Raw genomic sequence first — 15,629 nt, forward strand, 5'->3', positions numbered from 1 at the left:
GGCCGGCTCGCGCCTGCGCCGGGATGGCTGGTGATTGCTCACTCGGGCCACCCCGGCGCGGGCGCTTGAACTCAGATTGCCGTCAGCCGGCGTTGCCCGTGGCCAGGTCGCCGACGTCTTCGAACTCGGTGGTCAGCGGCACAACCTTGCCGTTCTCCAGCTTGCTGAACACGACGCTGCGGTTGAACAGGCGCTGGAAGCCCGGCAGGCCATCGGTCCACTCCTGGGTGAAGTCCAGCACCGGCACCATGCCGCCGAGGTCGAGGTGGTCGGTGGCCGATGCGGCCTGGAAGAACGAGGAGGCGTTGATCTCGCCCTCGATGGTCTCGGCGATCTGCCTGAAGGCCGCAAATGCCGCCCACGTGCCCATGCCGCCCAGGCTGTTGTAGTCGTGCTCGGTGGTGTCCCAGCCGCCCTCTTCAAGCGCCAGCCGGTACTCGTCCCACGGCGCCGTGGAGATGTCGGGGTACATGCCGCCGATGATGTCGCCGTCGGTCGACTCCTCGTTGCCGGCGGCGGAGATCTCGTTCAGATTGCCCTGCGGGCCGTACTGGCGAGCGTCGGTGCCCGACTGGGTCCATGCCGTGTTCCAGGTGATGTACGGCGTCTCCGAGACGATGCCGATCACGCAATCGGCGTCGGTGGTCGCCTGGGCCACTTCTGACGAGTAGTCCTGCGCGGTCGGCGGCAGGATGATGATGTCGCCGAAGCTCTGGCCGAGGGCTGCGATCGCGTTCTCCATCGGCGGCAGGAAGATCTGGGCGCCGTCGATGATCACCGCGTTGATCGCCTGGCACCCGTCGTCGATGGCTCGCTTGATGATGCCCACCGCATACATCGGCTGGTTGCCGATGGGGAACGAGTGCGGGCTGGTCAGCTCAGACGGCGTGATCGGGCAGCAGGGGCCGAACCAGGTGATGTCGGACTCGGCGATCACCGGCACGATGCTCTCGGCGAAGAACGTGAACGAGCCGACGACGGCCACCATGTCCTCCTCGACAGCTTCGCGGGCGCACGCCGCGGCCACGGCGGGGTCGAACATCTCGTCGCAGACCGTCACCTCGAGCGGCCGGCCGCCGATGCCGCCCCGGGCATTGATGTAGTCGGCGTACGCATTGGCGGTGTTCGCGATGTTGTGGTACGTCGGGCCCGCTGCGTTGAGCGTGGTGACCGTCATGACCTTGATGGGCTCACCGCTCGGTGCCGCTTCTGTTGTGGGAGCGGGTGCGGCCTCGGTGGTCGGGGCCGGCGCCGCTTCAGTGGCCGCAGGCGCCTCGGCAGCGTCGTCGTCGCCATCATCGCTGCCGCATGCGGCGGCAATCAGGGCGAAGACAGCCAGAAGCGCTGCCACCGTCCGCCACGCTCGCCGCCCGGAATGGCGCTGCACCGCACGTTCGCTGGTCGTCATGTAGTTCCCCTCCCTAGGGACGAGGCAGATCCGGTGGTGATCCATGCGGCCGCCGGCTGCCTCTCAGATGTCTGAGCACCATTGTCTAGTGCTTGTGAGTTTCTAGTGCCGGTGAGCGCGTCGCGTCGGATTACGCGATGGCGAACACGATGATGGCGACGATGAATGCAATGGACAAGGCCAAGATGGCCATCGCTGCAAATCCGTCGCTTCTCGTTCGGTCCGGCGCTGAGGGGTCGTTCGGTGTGCGCATCCGCAGTGGGCTCATTCGAACTGGAGGACGGGATGTCAGGTTCGGGACTTTAGTTCCAGAACCAGCCGAAATCGTCCAGCAGGCGTGACACCGCGACCAGTGCCGCCATCTGGCTGATCTGGGCGATGGCACCCAGGACGTCACCGGTCATGCCGCCGAGCTTGCGGTGGGCGATCAACCCCACCGCCAGTGCTGCGCCGGCCGCCGCGCCGACGGCGAACACGCCCACCGGCCCGAGTGCGAAGGCGGTGCCGTAGCTGACCAGCAGCGAGAGCGCGCAGGGCAATCCGCGCAGGTGGGCCGTGTAGGAGTGGCCAAGACCCGCACCAGGCGCAGCCCGTGCCAAGGCCATCACCGCAACGGCGAGCGCCCGACCGACACCATGCGCGAGGACCAGGGCGATCACGGCGTCACGCGACGCCAGCGGCATGACGGCGAAGACCTGCACCAGCGTCACCAGCACCAGCGCCAGCGTCCCGAAGGTTCCCAGGCGGGAGTCCTTCATGATCTCGCGGCGCTCCTCGGGTGTCGTGCCGCCGAGGGCGTCTGCCGTGTCGGCCAGGCCGTCCTCGTGAAACGCACCGGTGACGACGACGCCAGTGGCGACGGCCAGGATGGCCGCGAGCGGAGCGCCCAGCGGCTGCCAGACAGCCCAGAACACCGCTCCGCTCAGGGCGCCGACGATTGCCCCGACCAGCGGGAACCACGGGACGCTGCGCCCGAGGTCGCGTTCGGTCGGCGGATGCGCCCCGCCAGGAAGCCGCGTCAGGAACGCCCACGCATACCGCAGGCTCACGCTGTGCCTCCGACGTTTCGCAGGCTCACGCTGAGCCTCCGACGTTTCGCAGGCTCACGCTGTGCCTCCGACGTTTCGCAGGCTCACGCCAGGCCCCACTCGGCGAAGGTGGCAACGTCGGTCACGGCCGCCGCGGCGATCCGAACGAGCGGCACAGCGATGAGTGCGCCAGTGCCCTCCCCCAGCCGCAGATCCAGGCGCACCAGCGGTTCCAGCCCCAGCTCGGCCAGCAACTCTCGATGGCCCGGCTCGGCCGAGCAATGCCCGGCGATGCAGTGGTCGAGGCTGCCCGGCGCGGCCAGTGCCAGCGGTGCCGCGGCAGCCGTGCCGATGAAGCCGTCGAGCACCACGGGAATCGAGCGTTGCCGCGCCGCCGCCGCCGCTCCGGCGATGGCTGCCAGCTCACGCCCCCCTGCCCGGCGCAGCACATCCAGCGGCTCGACGCGGCCCACCCGATCGAGCACATCGCCCACGACCGTCCGCTTGTGATCGAGCGCCGCTGACTGAACCCCCGTGCCCGGTCCCGTCCAACGGACCGCGGCCTCAGCGGACGAGGTTGCATCGTCGGCAAAGAGCAACCCGCACACAGCAGCCGCGGCGGTGGTGTTGCCGATCCCGAGCTCTCCCAGCACCAGCAGGTCGGGCCGGTCGGCCTCGACGGCGCGTTCGACAGCGAGAGCGCCGGCGTCGACGGCCGCGTCGAACTCGTCGGCGCTCATCGCATCATGCGTGCGGATGTTGCCCGTCGGCATGCCCACGCCGACATCGTCACACCGCACCACCGCCCCGACCTGGCGTGCGACCGCCGTCACGGTGGCGACACCGCTGTCGACAGCGGACACCATGGCTGCGGTCACCTCGGCGGGATACGCGCTCACACCCTCTTCGGCGACACCGTGGTCGGCTGCGAACACCAGCACAACCGGCCGCTCAACCGCCGGCTGCGTCGAACGCTGCCAGCCGGCAAGCCACACGGCCACCTGATCCAGCCGCTCGAACGCACCCGCCGGTCGCAGCACCTGCGACGCCCGTTCGGCCACGGCGCGCCGGGCGGCTTCATCGGGCACCGGCAGTTCCGCAAGCATCTGAGACAGCAACGAGGGCCGATCCGGCAGACCTGCCCCAGACGCTGTCTCCGACGCACACTCCGGCACGGCCTCAGGCACCGCCTTCAGGCCCTGAGAGCTCCAGCAGCTTGCCCGCCACCACGAGGTACGCCCGATCCGCAGCTCCCACGACGATCTGATTCACCGATCCCAACACGTCGCGGTATGCCCGCCCGAGCGGGGTGGCAGGCACCACCCCCGAGCCGACCTCGTTGGTGACCACGATCGAGACGCCCTCGCGTCCATGCAGGCAAGCGACCAGCTCCCGGGCCTCGGCCGTGATCTCGCCCGCACGTGCCGCATCGACGCTCCCCGCACCGGCGCCGCCTTCCAGCATCCGGTTCGAAACCCAGATGGACAGGCAATCGATGATGATCGTCGCCTCGGCGCCGACGCGCCCGACCGCTGCCGCCACATCGATGGGCGCCTCGATGGTCGTCCAACCAGCAGGCCGCGCTGCTCGGTGCAGCTCGATGCGTTCGACCATCTCGTCGTCGCCGGCCTCGGCCGTGGCGATAAACGTCACTGCGGCATCCAAGGATGCTGCCGTGCTCGACGCCGCCGTGGACTTCCCGCTGCGAGCGCCGCCCGTGAACGCAATCAGCATGGCCGCTGCCAGTGCCGCATCAGCAGCGAACCAGCAGCAGTCCGGAGCGAGCCTTCGGCAGGAAGTAGGTGGTCTTCGGCGGCATCACGCCGCCGAAGTCGGCAACTTCGAACACCGAACCGAGCGGCACCGGTGCCAGCAAGATCGTGACCGGCACTGGGGCGGCGGCGACGGTCGTGGGACGGTAAGTGAGCCTGGGATCCGAAGCGCTCGCGACACCGAAGATGTCGCCGAGCACGAAGTCATGGACGAATGCTGCGTCCAGCAGGCTGGCGGGATTCTGCACCGGCGATGCGTCGTCGGAGGCCGCAGCGTGCCGCGGGCGCACGCGAAACCAGTGGCCCGCCACGCCAACGCCGATCGACCCCGGCGAGCCGGGGCGCGCCGCGATCGCGTCGGGCACCTCTTCGACATCGCATCGAGTCCGCATCAGCTCCATGACGCGCCGAGGCATCATGTCAAGTTCGCTCAGCTCGCGGTCAAAGCTGCCGAGGTGCAGCTCCTCGGTGGGTGCGCAAGCCACGAGCACGTGCGAGAAGCCAGCCTGCCTGGCGGCTGCGACGCGATGGTGCCCGTCCACGATGTACAGCGGGCCGTCGAGGCCGACGCTGGCACCCTCGCCGCCCCCGACGACGGCGGGCCACAGCGTGACCCGTGCGCCGTCGGCGGTCTTGGTGTCGAGCAGCGGCTCCAGCGGTGTGGGCGCCCCGGCGGCGGTCAGGGTGGCCTCGATGACATCGGAGACCATCGTCAGCCGCGGCGCGGTGACCACCACAGGGCTCGACATGCGGCCGACCTCGGTGAAGTGCACGGCCAGGCCATGCACCCGGCCAGGCTGGGTGTCCTCATGCGGGCGCAGCTCGTGGGAGGCCAGGCGCACGCCGCCCAGCAGTGAGTGCTGCGCGTGGCCGTCGGCCTCCACGCACTGCACATAGAGGCTGGGTGCGCGGGTGGCGCCGAACGCCCCCAAACCGATGAGCCGCTCGAGTGCCTGCGTGCTTCGTGTGGCGTGCTGCAGGTGCTCGCTGGGATGACCGAAGCTCTCGGGCGGCAATCCGGCCACGTGGGCGAACGAGTCTGGATTGTCGGCGAGATGCTGAGCGTGCTCATCGGGGGTGAGCGAGTCGTACGGCGCGGGTATCACCGTCGGTGCCCATTCAGGGGTCAACACACGAGCACGGACCGGCTCGATCATCCGCTCTCCCTCCCCGCTGCCCCGTCTCGAACGCCCGGGTTGTCGAGCCCCACCTCGATGAGCTCTGCACGCACGGCGACGCGGCGGATCGAAGTTATCTCACGGCCAGCGGCAGTCTCGACGCGCGACCGCCTTAGGGGATCACGCCCGCTTGCTTGAGCTGCTCGATGGCATCCCAGTCGTAGCCGTGCTCGAGCAGGATCAGCTCGGTGTGCTGGCCGAGTTCGGGCGGCGGTCCGCCGGGAGCCCAGGCACTCTCGGAGAAATCCACCGGCGTCGCAACCATCTCGGCCGTACCGCCATCAGGCGCCGGCACCTGCACCCAGCACCCGGCAGCACGGGCCTGCGGGTCTGACCGCATGTCCAGGGTGGACTGGACTGGGGACCACCAGACGTCGTTGGCATCGAAGATCTCACCCCACTCGGCACGCGTGCGCGTGGCCATGACAGCGTCCATCTCAGCCGTCAGGGCCGCCGCATGCTCCAAGCGGCTCACGATGTCGGCGAAGCGAGGGTCGTTCTCCCATTCCGGCCGATCCAGGGCGGTCACCACATTCGGCCAATGACGGTCGCCCTCGAGGCCCAGCATCCAGAGCCACTCGCCGTCGCTGCAGCGGTAGCAGTTGATGAGGGGGTTGGGCGGTCTGTCGCGGCCCCAGGCCTCGGTTTCAGCACCGGTCATGGCGGTGACGTTGTGGTCCCAGCCCAGCAGGTAGGTCCCCAGGCGCATCAGTGACGACTCCACCAGCTGGCCCTTGCCGGTGCTGGTGCGATGGAACAGGGCCGCCGCAACGCCTGCCGCTGCCGCCAGCCCGGTCATGTGGTCGCCCATGCCGCCGCGCTGGTAGGGCAGGTCGGCATCTTCGGGGGTCAGCGACCGGACGATCCCCGCGCGGGACCAGAACGCACCCACGTCATAGGTCTGGCGATCCCGTTCGTCGCCCCGCAGCGAGAGGCCCGTGACGCTGGCGTAGATCAAGCGCGGGTAGCGCTCGGCCAGCGACGGATAGTCGAGACCCATGCGCTCGAGCCCACCAGGGCGAATGTTGGACAAGAACACATCGGCATCGGCCAGGAGGGCATGCAGGGCAGCGAGGCCCTCAGGCTGCCGCAAGTCGAGCGCGATGCTGCGCTTGCCGCGGTTGTCGAGATCGAAGGGCGGGTTGCCGTCGCCCTGAAACAGCCACTCCAGCGAGCGGAACGGATCGCCGTCGGGAGTTTCCACCTTGAGGACATCGGCACCCCAGTCGGCCAGGATCCCGCCACAGGCGGGTCCCGCGATCCACACGCCCAATTCGACGACTCGGATGCCCTCCATCGGCCCGGCCATCCGTACTCCCCCTGTCACGACGTGCTGGCTGCGCCTTGGCGGCCCAGCGGCGATGCGGCAGCGTACTCAGCCGCCTGCGAGACAGAGTTGACGAGCGGTGTCGACGTCGATGCGTTCGGCAGGGGCCACGTCCCGACCGGCAGCCGCCGCCATCCACTCGGCCGGATCGGCGGGCACCGTCGGCGCGTCCGAGGAGAACCTCACCGGGATCCCGCGGCGCAGCAGGCTGGCCAGCGGCCAGAGCCATTCCTGCTCGGTCGAAGAGAGCTCTTCCCGGTACTTCTGCGCCCGCCGTGTCACGAAACTGGGCTGGGTGACCACCGTGATGCCGAGCCGGGCAACGCGGTCGAGCTGCTCGGGCAACGCGAGCGCACAGTGTTCAATGCGGTCGGGCGCCCCCGCTGGCATGCCGACGGCCAGAGGCGGGTGCGCTTCGAGGGCATCCAAGGTGGCCTGCAGCGTGTCGATGTCCATGACGTGAACCGCAACGGGGAATCGATGCGCGCGCGCCGTCGACACCAAGTCGGCGATCACGCTGTCGTCGTCGTGAGGCGGCATGACCTTGGCGTGCCCTACCCGCACCCCCGCGCTGCCCGACACGGCCCCGTGAAACAGCACCGTCTCGCCGAACCCGAGCGCTTCCAGCGAGTCAAGCCGATCGGCACCCACCATGGCCGTGACGTCCACGGCTGGTACTCCGGCAGCCGCTTCTGCGAGCAGCTCCAGCGCGCCCAGGTCATTGGTGTGCGTCGCGTCGGTGCATGCGGTGATACCCGCGGCAGCCAGGTCGGCCAGTACGCCGGCGACACCGGCAACCGTCGCGGCGCGATCGGGGCGCGGCACCGCTGCCAGCACGTCGTGACGCTCGACGAGCACCTCGCCGCCCGCCAATCCGAGCGCTCGGCCCGCGGCCGAGTTCACGATGGCGACGTGACCGGTGAGGTGATGCAGCACCGTCGGGCAACCCCCGGTCACGGCGTCCACCTCGGCAACGGTCGGATGGCGCCGCTCGTCGAGCAGCGCGTCGTCGTAACCCCACGCGCGCAGCCACCCATCCCGGTCACCGGACGCTGACCGTTCCTGTGCGGCTCCGCCAATGGTGCTCAGCAGCTCGGCCATCGATGTGGCGGCGCTCACGTTTGCCGATCGGCGTGCAGCCGCGCACGCCAGCAGGTGCAGATGATCGTCCCGATACCCCAGCGCCGGGGTGGTGCTCACGGCTGCGCCTGTGATCCCGGCCAGCTCAGCGTGGCCGAGCCCCGGGGACGGCCTCAGATGCCCAGCTCGTCGAGCATGGGAATGAGATCGCGGCGCAGCAGCTTGCCAGTGGAGGTGCGCGGCAACTCGTCCATCAGATGCACAAACTCCGGCCGCTTGAACGGCGCCAACCGCTCGCGGGCGTGAGCCACCAGATCGTCACCCGTCGTGCCGCTGCCGGGCCGCACGACGGCCGCTGCCGCCACGCGCTCACCCCACTCCTCACTGGGCAGGCCCACGACCGCTGCTTCGAGCACCGACGGGTGGTCGTACAGCACGCCCTCCACCTCGTCGGGAAGCACGTTCTCGCCGCCCCGGATGATCATGTCGCCGGTACGGCCGGCCAGGAACAGGTAATCGTCGTCGTCGAGGTAGCCGAGATCGCCCGTGTGCACCCAGCCCTCGTCGTCGATGGTGACGCGAGTCTTCTCGTCATTGCCCCAGTAGCCGTCCATCGCGCGGAACGTCTGCAGCTGCACCTCGCCGATCACACCGGGCGCCACGACCTCGCCGCTGTCGGCGTCCACGACGCGCACCTGCACGTCCTCGAGCACCTGGCCCACCGAGGAGAGCCGGTGCAGCTTGCGCTCCTTCTCTTCGTCGCTGCCGTCGATGCGATGGTCGTCGGGATCCAGAACGGCCACTGTGGATGTCGTCTCGGTCTGCCCGTAGGCGCCGGCGAACGCCACGTTCGCCGGGAACATGTCGATGGCTCGGCGGATGACCGACGGCGGCATCGGCGCCGCGCCGTAGGTGATGGCGTCGAGGCCGCTGAAGGCCTCATGGCCGAAGTTGGGCGCTTCGAGCACCCGAGCGAGCATGGTGGGCACCAGGAATGCGTGCGTCACAGAGTGCGCCTGCACGCAGTCGATCCACGACGACGCTTCGAACTGCGGCAGCAGCACCACCACGCGCCCGCTGTAGAGGGCGTTCAGCATCGAGGTGAGCCCGGCGATGTGGTACAGCGGCGCCGCGACCGCCATGCGTCCCATGTCCTCGCCGGTCGCAGCGTCGTTGGTGCCCATGACATAACCCGTGATGGCGCCGTTGGTGAGCTTCACGCCCTTGGGCATGGCCGTGGTGCCGCTCGTGTACAGCAGCGCGCACAGCCCATCGGGGTCGACGTCCTCGGGCACGGGCAGCTCGAACGCATCGTCGCGGGCGGCGGCATAGGACGACGGATCGTCGAGCACCAGGACGTGCTCGAGGTCGTCGGGTTTGTTCTCGGAGATCAGGTCGCTGTAGCGAGACTCGGTGAACAGAACGCTGATGCCGCTGTCGCTGAGCAGGTGGGCGGTCTCCTCCGCACCGGCGCGGAAGTTCATCGGCACGACGGTGGCGCCGACGAACGCACCGCCGAAGATGGCCTCCACACACTCCACGCTGTTGGTGGCGAAGATGCCAACCCGGTCGCCGACGCCCACGCCGAGCATGGTCAGCATGCCGGCAGTGCGACTCACGTTGTCGAGCAGCTCCTGGTAGGTCACCTCGCGGGCCGTGCCGCCGCCGGCTTCCGTCGAGGTGTCGATCAGGATGACCTGTTCGCCAGCAATGGTCGCTGGCATGAAGAGCAGCATTCCCAGATTCACGTCGATCCCCTCTGCGCTGCGGCCTCGCGGCCGGCGACACAGTCTGCCGGACGAGCCCTACGCTGCGCGCATGAAGCGACTCGCGGCTGCACTGCTGAGTCTCGGCCTGCTGACCGCCGCCTGCAGCAGCGCAGACGACACAGCGCCGACGACAGCTGCGACATCCCCGGTGACTACCGAGGCTCCGGCACCGGCAGCCACCGCAGCGCCCTCCACGACTGCGGCAACGCCGGCAGCCACGGAGGCACCGGCAAGCACCGCAGCGCCGGCGACCACGGCTGTTCCACAGCACGAGGCCGAAGCCGAATCCCGCAGTGAGTCCAGCGAGGGATCCCAGGCCGGCGCCGAACCAGCGGATCCGCTCGGCGCCGCAGTCGCTGAGTGGATGGAGCGCACCGGGGCACCTGGCCTCGTGCTGGCTGTCACTCAGGGCGGCGCCGAGCCCGCAACCTTCGCGTGGGGCCTCAGCGACATCGCCACCGGTGTTCCCATGACGGTCGATCATCACGTGCGCATCGGCTCGGTCACCAAGCCGGTCACCGCCGCTGTGGTGCTGCAGCTCGCCTCCGAAGACCTCGTCGAGCTCGACGCACCGGTGGCGCAGTATCTGGGCGACGACTGGGCACCGGGATACGAGCACGCCGCTGCGGTCACGGTGCGTGACCTGCTCGGGCACACCTCGGGATTTGTCGAGTACGCGTTCGACGTGCAGTTCTACCAACTCGCAGCGCCCCGGCTCGCCGAGCAGATCTCGCCCGAGGAGATCCTGCAATTCGCTGCCGAGTACGGCCCCGTGGCCGAGCTGGGCACCGAACGCCACTACAACACCACCGGCTATCTCGCTGCGGGCCTGCTCATCGAAGCGGTCACCGGCAACACGGCCGCGGCGGAACTGCGGTCTCGTGTGTTCGAGCCGCTGGGCCTGCAACACACCTACCTGACGCCCGAGGAGTTTCCGCCCGAGCCGACGGCGAACGGGTACGTCGGCGGCACGATCGGCTACCTGATGGGTCCGCTGCTGGGGCTCACCAGCGACAACCAGATCACCCATGGCGACGCCATCTTCGTGGATGTCGGCACGGTCCCGAGCGACTTCGCCCGTTCCGCGGGCTGGACCGGCGGCGGCATCGAGGCGCAGATCGGCGACGTGGCGCTGCTGATCCGGGGTCTGTTCGCAACCGACATTCTCGATGACGAGCAGGTCGCGCTCATGACAGCGGGTCATCCGATGCCAGACAGCAGCTACGGCCTGGGCATCTCGACCGATGAGATCCTGGGTGTGACGATCTACACCCACGGCGGCGGCGTTCCAGGCTTTCGCACCATTGCGGCCTACGCGCCCGCACTTGATCTCGGCATCGCCCTCACGACCAACCTGCTGGGCCTCGAGGGCCCCGATGACGTCGGGGGCCTGCTGGAATCGCTGGCCCCGATCCTGGCGACAAGGGGGCAGCAGTGAGCCAGTTGTTGGCCGGTATCCGGGTGCTGGAGCTCGCAACGGGGACCTCGGGTCCCTACCTGGGCAAGCTCTTCGCCGACCACGGCGCCGATGTCGTCAAGGTGGAGCCGCCGGGCGGCGATCCTGCGCGGCGCCACGGGCCGTGGGGCGACGCGTCGGCACCGCCTAGCGATGCCGACGGCGGGGAGCACTCACCGCTCTTCTTGCATCTCAACACCAACAAGCGCAGCGTGGTTGCCGACATCGGCGCCGCCGAGCCCAGCGCCGACGATCTCGGGTTCATCCGATCGCTCGCAGCGAACTCCGACATCGTCATCGAGGCGTTCCCGCCGGGCCATCTGGACCGCATCGGACTTGGCTACGAGACGCTCGCAGACCTTCGACCCGGCATCGTGCTCACCTCGATCACGCCGTTCGGGCAGTCCGGCTCCTACGCGCAGGCGGGATACCGGGGCAGCGACATCGTGACCTATGCGATGGGCGGACCGATGTGGGGCACCGGCATCGACGAGCGCGAGCCCGTCAAGCTCAGCGGGGACGTCACCTCGTACCAGGTGGGCAACCTGGCGGCCGTGCCGACATTGGCGGCATACCAGATGAGCCGGCGCAGCGGCCGCTCGTTTCACATCGACGTGTCGGCGTTCGAGGCGCAGGCGGGCACCATCGACCGCCGGGCGTCCTACCTGCTGTACCAGGCGTGGACCGGCACCGACGTGGGCAGAGACGCGCGCCAGCCGCAACGGGCGTCGCCGGTCGGCTTCTACCCCACCTCCGACGGGTGGGCGCTGGTGTTCACCTTGCCGTCGTGGGCCCCCCGGATGGTGCAGACGCTCACCAGCGCAGGCCTCGGCGGCGACAGCGGTGACGGCAACTCGCTGGCCGAACGATTTGCAAGTCCTGCGTGGCTGGCAGATCCCGATCTTCCCGACATGGTTGAGACCGCGCTATTTGTATGGCTGGCAGGCCACACCCAAAGCACCGTCGGCGCTGCAGCACAAGTCAACAAGTGGGGCGTGACCCCGCTGAACGCTCCAGCCGACCTGCTGGATGATCCGCACTTTGCGGCACGAGGCTTCTTCCTGCCCGTCGAGCATCCGGCGGCGGGAACGGTCCGGCAGCTCGGTGCGCCGTTTCGCCTCCATAGCGTCAACCCGCGCGATGCATCCGATCAAGCATCGACGACACCGCGGCATGCGCCACTGCTGGGCGAGCACGACGCCGAGGTACGTGCTGGCCTCGCAGCACCCGGCGTCGCGGCGACGAGCGAGGCCGGCAATCCTCGCTCGCCGGACATCGCTCCGGCACGCCGGGAACCGACGCGGTTGCCGCTGAGCGGCATCCGGGTGCTGGACCTGACGGTCGTGTGGGCCGGACCGGCCTGCACCATGTACCTGGGCGATCTCGGCGCCGAGGTGATCCGGGTGGACAACCCCTACGTGTTCCCGACGGCGACCCGGGGCCTGATGCCTCGCCCGCCGCGGGAGATCAATCCCGAATTGGGGCCGCTGTCGGGCTATCCGGATCACGATCCGGGGCGACGTCCGTGGAACCGCCAGAACCTGTTCAGCGCTCACGCTCGCGGGAAGCTGAGCTGCACGCTCGACCCGCGGACCGAGCTGGGGCGCTCGACGCTGCACCGGCTCGTGCAGCAGACCGATGTGATCGTGGAGAACAACTCCCTCGGCGTGCTGCCGAAACTGGGGCTCGACTGGGAAACCGTGCACGCCGTCAATCCGCGCACGATCGTGCTGCGCATGCCGCCGATGGGCCTCGAGGGTCCGTACTCGGATTGGGTCGGTTTCGGCGCCAACTTCGAGGCGCTGTGCGGGCTGACGGGCCTGCGGGGCTACGCCGACGACGATCCGACCAGCCTGACCTCGGTGTTCCACATGGATCCCGCCAGCGCCGCCACTGCTGCCTTCGCGGTGCTGGCGGTGCTGGGACGGCGCGACGGCATCGACGGCTCCGGAGGGACTGGCGTCGGCGAGCTCATCGAGTTCTCGCAATCCGAGAACGTGATGCAGCACATCGGCGAGTACTTCATCGACGCTGCCGCCAACGGCACCCGTCATCAGCCGCTGGGCAATCGTTCAGTGGCCCGGGCGCCGCAGGGCTGCTACCGCTGCGCGACCGACCCTGCTCGGCCCGACCACGACGACGAATGGGCGGTGATCGCGTGCGAAACCGACGCCGACTGGGCGGCGCTTGCCGGCCTGCTCGACAGCGACCGGCCCGACGGTGCCCCCGCACTGGGCGACGACAACCGCTTGGCCACGCTGGGAGGGCGTCACACCTACCACGACGAGATCGACGAGCAGATCAGCGCATGGACCCAGCAGCGCACCTCAGCCGAGGTGTTCCACCAGTGCCAGCAAGCGGGTGTGCCCGCGGGACCGGTGCTGCGCGAGTCGCAGCTGCGGGCCGACCCGCAGATGGGCGATCGCTGCTGGTTCCGCCAGAACGGTTCGGTCGAGCAGGGCTGGCACAGCTTCCCCGGGCGCCAGTGGCGCTGGGACGGCCCGGAGATGCCGTGGCGGCCGATCGGCATCCTGGGAGATGCCAACGAGTACGTCTACCGCGAGCTGCTGGGCCTCGACGACACCGAGTGGCAGGCGCTGTGCGACGAGGGGCACATCACCCGCGACTACCTGAATCCCGACGGCACCTCCATGTAGCTGTTGTCCGGCTGGCGGGCGCGTCGCGCCCCTGATGCGCTCGCCGCATCACGGGTAGATTGCCCGCATGGCAACTGACACGGGCACAGACACCGAGATCGAGTTCTGGGTCGACCCCATCTGACCTTGGTGCTGGGTGACGGCCAGGTGGGTCGTCGATGAAGTCGCTTCCGAGCGCAACCTGAAGGTGAAGTGGCAGCCGATCAGCCTGCTCTTCAAGAACGAGCCTCCGACCGACAGCCCGTACTACGACGCCGTCGTGGGCACGCACGGGCAGCTGCGGGTCATGGAGTCAATCCGCGCCGCCGAAGGCGATGACGCCGTGTTCGGCGTGTACTGGGACTTTGCGAGCCGCATCCACCACGACGGCGACCGCGATTTCGACATCGCGAAGGCACTCGAAGAGCTCGGCATCGATCCCGAACACGCCAAGGCGGCAACCGACGAGAAGTGGGATGCCGAGATCCGGTCTCGCATGGACGAGGGCCTGGCACTCGTGGGCACCGACGTCGGCACGCCGATCATCGCCCTCGACCGCGCCGACGGCGAGCGCGTCGGCATCTTCGGCCCGGTGATCACCCGAGCGCCGACGGGCGACGACGCCCTGAAGCTGTGGGACGGCATGGTGGCCATGATGGACATCGACGGCTTCTGGGAACTGAAGAAGACCCGCACCGAGCGGCCCGAGTTCGGCGAGCGCCCGGTCACCGTCCCGTCGGTGGGCTGAGGGTCCCGGCAGCGGCCCTTTGTGGAGTTGGCTCAGCGGCGATGAGCGGCACGATTCTTGACGACCTCAAGATCATCGACACCGACAGTCACTGGTCGGAGCCGTATGACCTGTGGACGTCGCGGGCGCCCGCGAAGTACCGCGACCGTGTGCCGCGCATGGAGACCAAAGGCGGCAAGCGCCGCTGGTGGTTCGACGACGCCATACCGATCGGACTGCCCATCGCCTCGTCGGTGGTGGACCCTGCCGGCGAGAAGGTCACCGGCACGGTCTTCTTCGACTTCGACAACGAGATGGTGCACCGCGCCAGCTACGACGCAGAGGCCCGGGTGGAGATGCTGGACCAGCTCGGCCTCGAGGCGCAGATCATGTACCCCAACGTGGCCGGCTTCGGGAACCAGAACTTCCTCAAATCGCCCGACGACGCACTGCGCCTGATCTCGGTCGAGATCTACAACGACGCGCTGGCCGAGTTCCAGGAGGCGAGCGGCCAGCGAGTATTCGGCATGGCGCTGTTGCCGTGGTGGGATCTCGACGCCGCCGTGCGCGAGATCGAGCGGTGCCACGCCAACGGGCTGCGGGGCATCGTGACGTGCTCCAACCCCGAGGAAGCCGGTCTGCCCGATATGGCGACACCGCACTGGGATCCGGTCTGGCAGGTGTGCTCGGACCTTGCGATGCCGGTCAACTTCCACATTGGCTCGTCGAAGGGCAACCTCGACTACTACGGCAAGGCGCCGTGGCCGTCGTTCGGGCTCGAGCGCCAGCTAGCGGTGGGCTCGGCCAACTTGTTCATGGGCAACGCCCGGGTGGTGGGCAACATGATCTATTCCGGCGTGCCCGAGCGCTTCCCCGAGCTCAAGTTCGTCTCCGTCGAGAGCGGCGTGGGCTGGCTGCCGTTCTTCCTGGAAGTGCTCGACCACCAGATGCACGAGACGGCACCCAACGAGCTGGCGGAGCTGTCGATGCTGCCGTCGGACTACTTCCGGAGGCAGTTCTACGGCTGCTTCTGGTTCGAGCGCTCCACCGTGCGGCCGACCCTGGAGTATGTGGGCGCGCAATCGCTGATGTTCGAGACCGACTTCCCGCACCCGACGTGCCTGTACCCCCGGGACGACCACGGCCTGGCGCAGGCACTCGAGGGGATTCCGCACGACGACGTGGAGCGCATCATGTCGCTCAACGCCGCGGAGCTGTACCGCATCGACATCTGAGCCCCATCAGTCT

12 protein-coding genes are annotated in these 15,629 nt (G+C 68.8%); 4 read left to right on the top strand and 8 right to left on the bottom strand.

The features are described from left to right. Positions 1-82 precede the first annotated feature (82 nt). The 8 genes from ACOGXE_RS05430 to ACOGXE_RS05465 all read right to left on the bottom strand — a co-directional run bounded on the left by ACOGXE_RS05430 (position 83) and on the right by ACOGXE_RS05465 (position 9,541). On the bottom strand, positions 83-1,408 hold the full coding sequence (locus tag ACOGXE_RS05430; protein WP_419932931.1) for an ABC transporter substrate-binding protein: 1,326 nt from the start codon (positions 1,406-1,408) through the stop codon (positions 83-85). A 302-nt stretch (positions 1,409-1,710) separates the two neighbouring features. Beyond that, positions 1,711-2,457, bottom strand: a complete 747-nt coding sequence (cobS, locus tag ACOGXE_RS05435; RefSeq protein WP_419932932.1) for an adenosylcobinamide-GDP ribazoletransferase — start codon at positions 2,455-2,457, stop codon at positions 1,711-1,713. Positions 2,458-2,540: 83 nt separating this feature from the next. After that, complete coding sequence (locus tag ACOGXE_RS05440; RefSeq protein WP_419932933.1) at positions 2,541-3,542, bottom strand: nicotinate-nucleotide--dimethylbenzimidazole phosphoribosyltransferase; 1,002 nt, start codon at positions 3,540-3,542, stop codon at positions 2,541-2,543. A 73-nt stretch (positions 3,543-3,615) separates the two neighbouring features. After that, the gene (gene cobU, locus ACOGXE_RS05445; protein WP_419932934.1) at positions 3,616-4,170 is read right to left on the bottom strand and encodes a bifunctional adenosylcobinamide kinase/adenosylcobinamide-phosphate guanylyltransferase; all 555 of its coding nucleotides are present in this window, start codon (positions 4,168-4,170) and stop codon (positions 3,616-3,618) included. A gap of 19 nt (positions 4,171-4,189) precedes the next feature. After that, on the bottom strand, positions 4,190-5,365 hold the full coding sequence (locus ACOGXE_RS05450; protein WP_419932935.1) for a DUF1015 family protein: 1,176 nt from the start codon (positions 5,363-5,365) through the stop codon (positions 4,190-4,192). Between the two features lie 133 nt (positions 5,366-5,498). Continuing rightward, positions 5,499-6,695, bottom strand: a complete 1,197-nt coding sequence (locus ACOGXE_RS05455) for a CaiB/BaiF CoA transferase family protein (RefSeq protein ID WP_419933480.1) — start codon at positions 6,693-6,695, stop codon at positions 5,499-5,501. 66 nt (positions 6,696-6,761) lie between these two features. Beyond that, the gene (locus ACOGXE_RS05460) at positions 6,762-7,913 is read right to left on the bottom strand and encodes an amidohydrolase family protein (RefSeq protein ID WP_419932936.1); all 1,152 of its coding nucleotides are present in this window, start codon (positions 7,911-7,913) and stop codon (positions 6,762-6,764) included. Positions 7,914-7,966: 53 nt separating this feature from the next. Further along, positions 7,967-9,541 carry a class I adenylate-forming enzyme family protein gene (locus ACOGXE_RS05465; RefSeq protein ID WP_419932937.1) on the bottom strand — a complete coding sequence of 525 codons (1,575 nt, stop codon included), beginning with the start codon at positions 9,539-9,541 and terminating at the stop codon, positions 7,967-7,969. Positions 9,542-9,611: 70 nt separating this feature from the next. Here ACOGXE_RS05465 and ACOGXE_RS05470 point away from each other — a divergent pair, with 70 nt between their 5' ends. From ACOGXE_RS05470 to ACOGXE_RS05485, 4 genes are all read left to right on the top strand, one after another. Then, positions 9,612-11,000 (top strand): serine hydrolase domain-containing protein, encoded by a 1,389-nt coding sequence (locus ACOGXE_RS05470; protein ID WP_419932938.1) that lies wholly within the window; start codon positions 9,612-9,614, stop codon positions 10,998-11,000. Beyond that, entirely contained in the window at positions 10,997-13,675 is a 2,679-nt protein-coding gene (locus ACOGXE_RS05475; protein ID WP_419932939.1) for a CaiB/BaiF CoA transferase family protein, read from the top strand. Before ACOGXE_RS05470 ends, ACOGXE_RS05475 begins: the two co-directional genes overlap by 4 nt. Positions 13,676-13,811: 136 nt before the next feature. After that, a complete protein-coding gene (locus ACOGXE_RS05480; RefSeq protein WP_419932940.1) occupies positions 13,812-14,402 on the top strand; it encodes a disulfide bond formation protein DsbA in 591 nt (196 codons plus the stop codon). A 41-nt stretch (positions 14,403-14,443) separates the two neighbouring features. Beyond that, positions 14,444-15,616 carry an amidohydrolase family protein gene (locus ACOGXE_RS05485; RefSeq protein ID WP_419932941.1) on the top strand — a complete coding sequence of 391 codons (1,173 nt, stop codon included), beginning with the start codon at positions 14,444-14,446 and terminating at the stop codon, positions 15,614-15,616. Positions 15,617-15,629: the final 13 nt, after the last annotated feature.

The sequence above is a fragment of the Candidatus Poriferisodalis sp. genome, assembly GCF_965208555.1.
In the GTDB taxonomy this organism is placed as follows: Bacteria; Actinomycetota; Acidimicrobiia; order Acidimicrobiales; family Poriferisodalaceae; genus Poriferisodalis.

Coding starts and splice junctions, on each gene's coding strand:
- ACOGXE_RS05430 (WP_419932931.1), bottom strand. CDS start 1,408: ATGACGACCAGCGAACGTGCGGTGCAGCGCCATTCCGGGCGGCGAGCG.
- ACOGXE_RS05440 (WP_419932933.1), bottom strand. CDS start 3,542: ATGCTTGCGGAACTGCCGGTGCCCGATGAAGCCGCCCGGCGCGCCGTG.
- cobU (WP_419932934.1), bottom strand. CDS start 4,170: ATGCTGATTGCGTTCACGGGCGGCGCTCGCAGCGGGAAGTCCACGGCG.
- ACOGXE_RS05450 (WP_419932935.1), bottom strand. CDS start 5,365: ATGATCGAGCCGGTCCGTGCTCGTGTGTTGACCCCTGAATGGGCACCG.
- ACOGXE_RS05455 (WP_419933480.1), bottom strand. CDS start 6,695: ATGGCCGGGCCGATGGAGGGCATCCGAGTCGTCGAATTGGGCGTGTGG.
- ACOGXE_RS05470 (WP_419932938.1), top strand. CDS start 9,612: ATGAAGCGACTCGCGGCTGCACTGCTGAGTCTCGGCCTGCTGACCGCC.
- ACOGXE_RS05485 (WP_419932941.1), top strand. CDS start 14,444: ATGAGCGGCACGATTCTTGACGACCTCAAGATCATCGACACCGACAGT.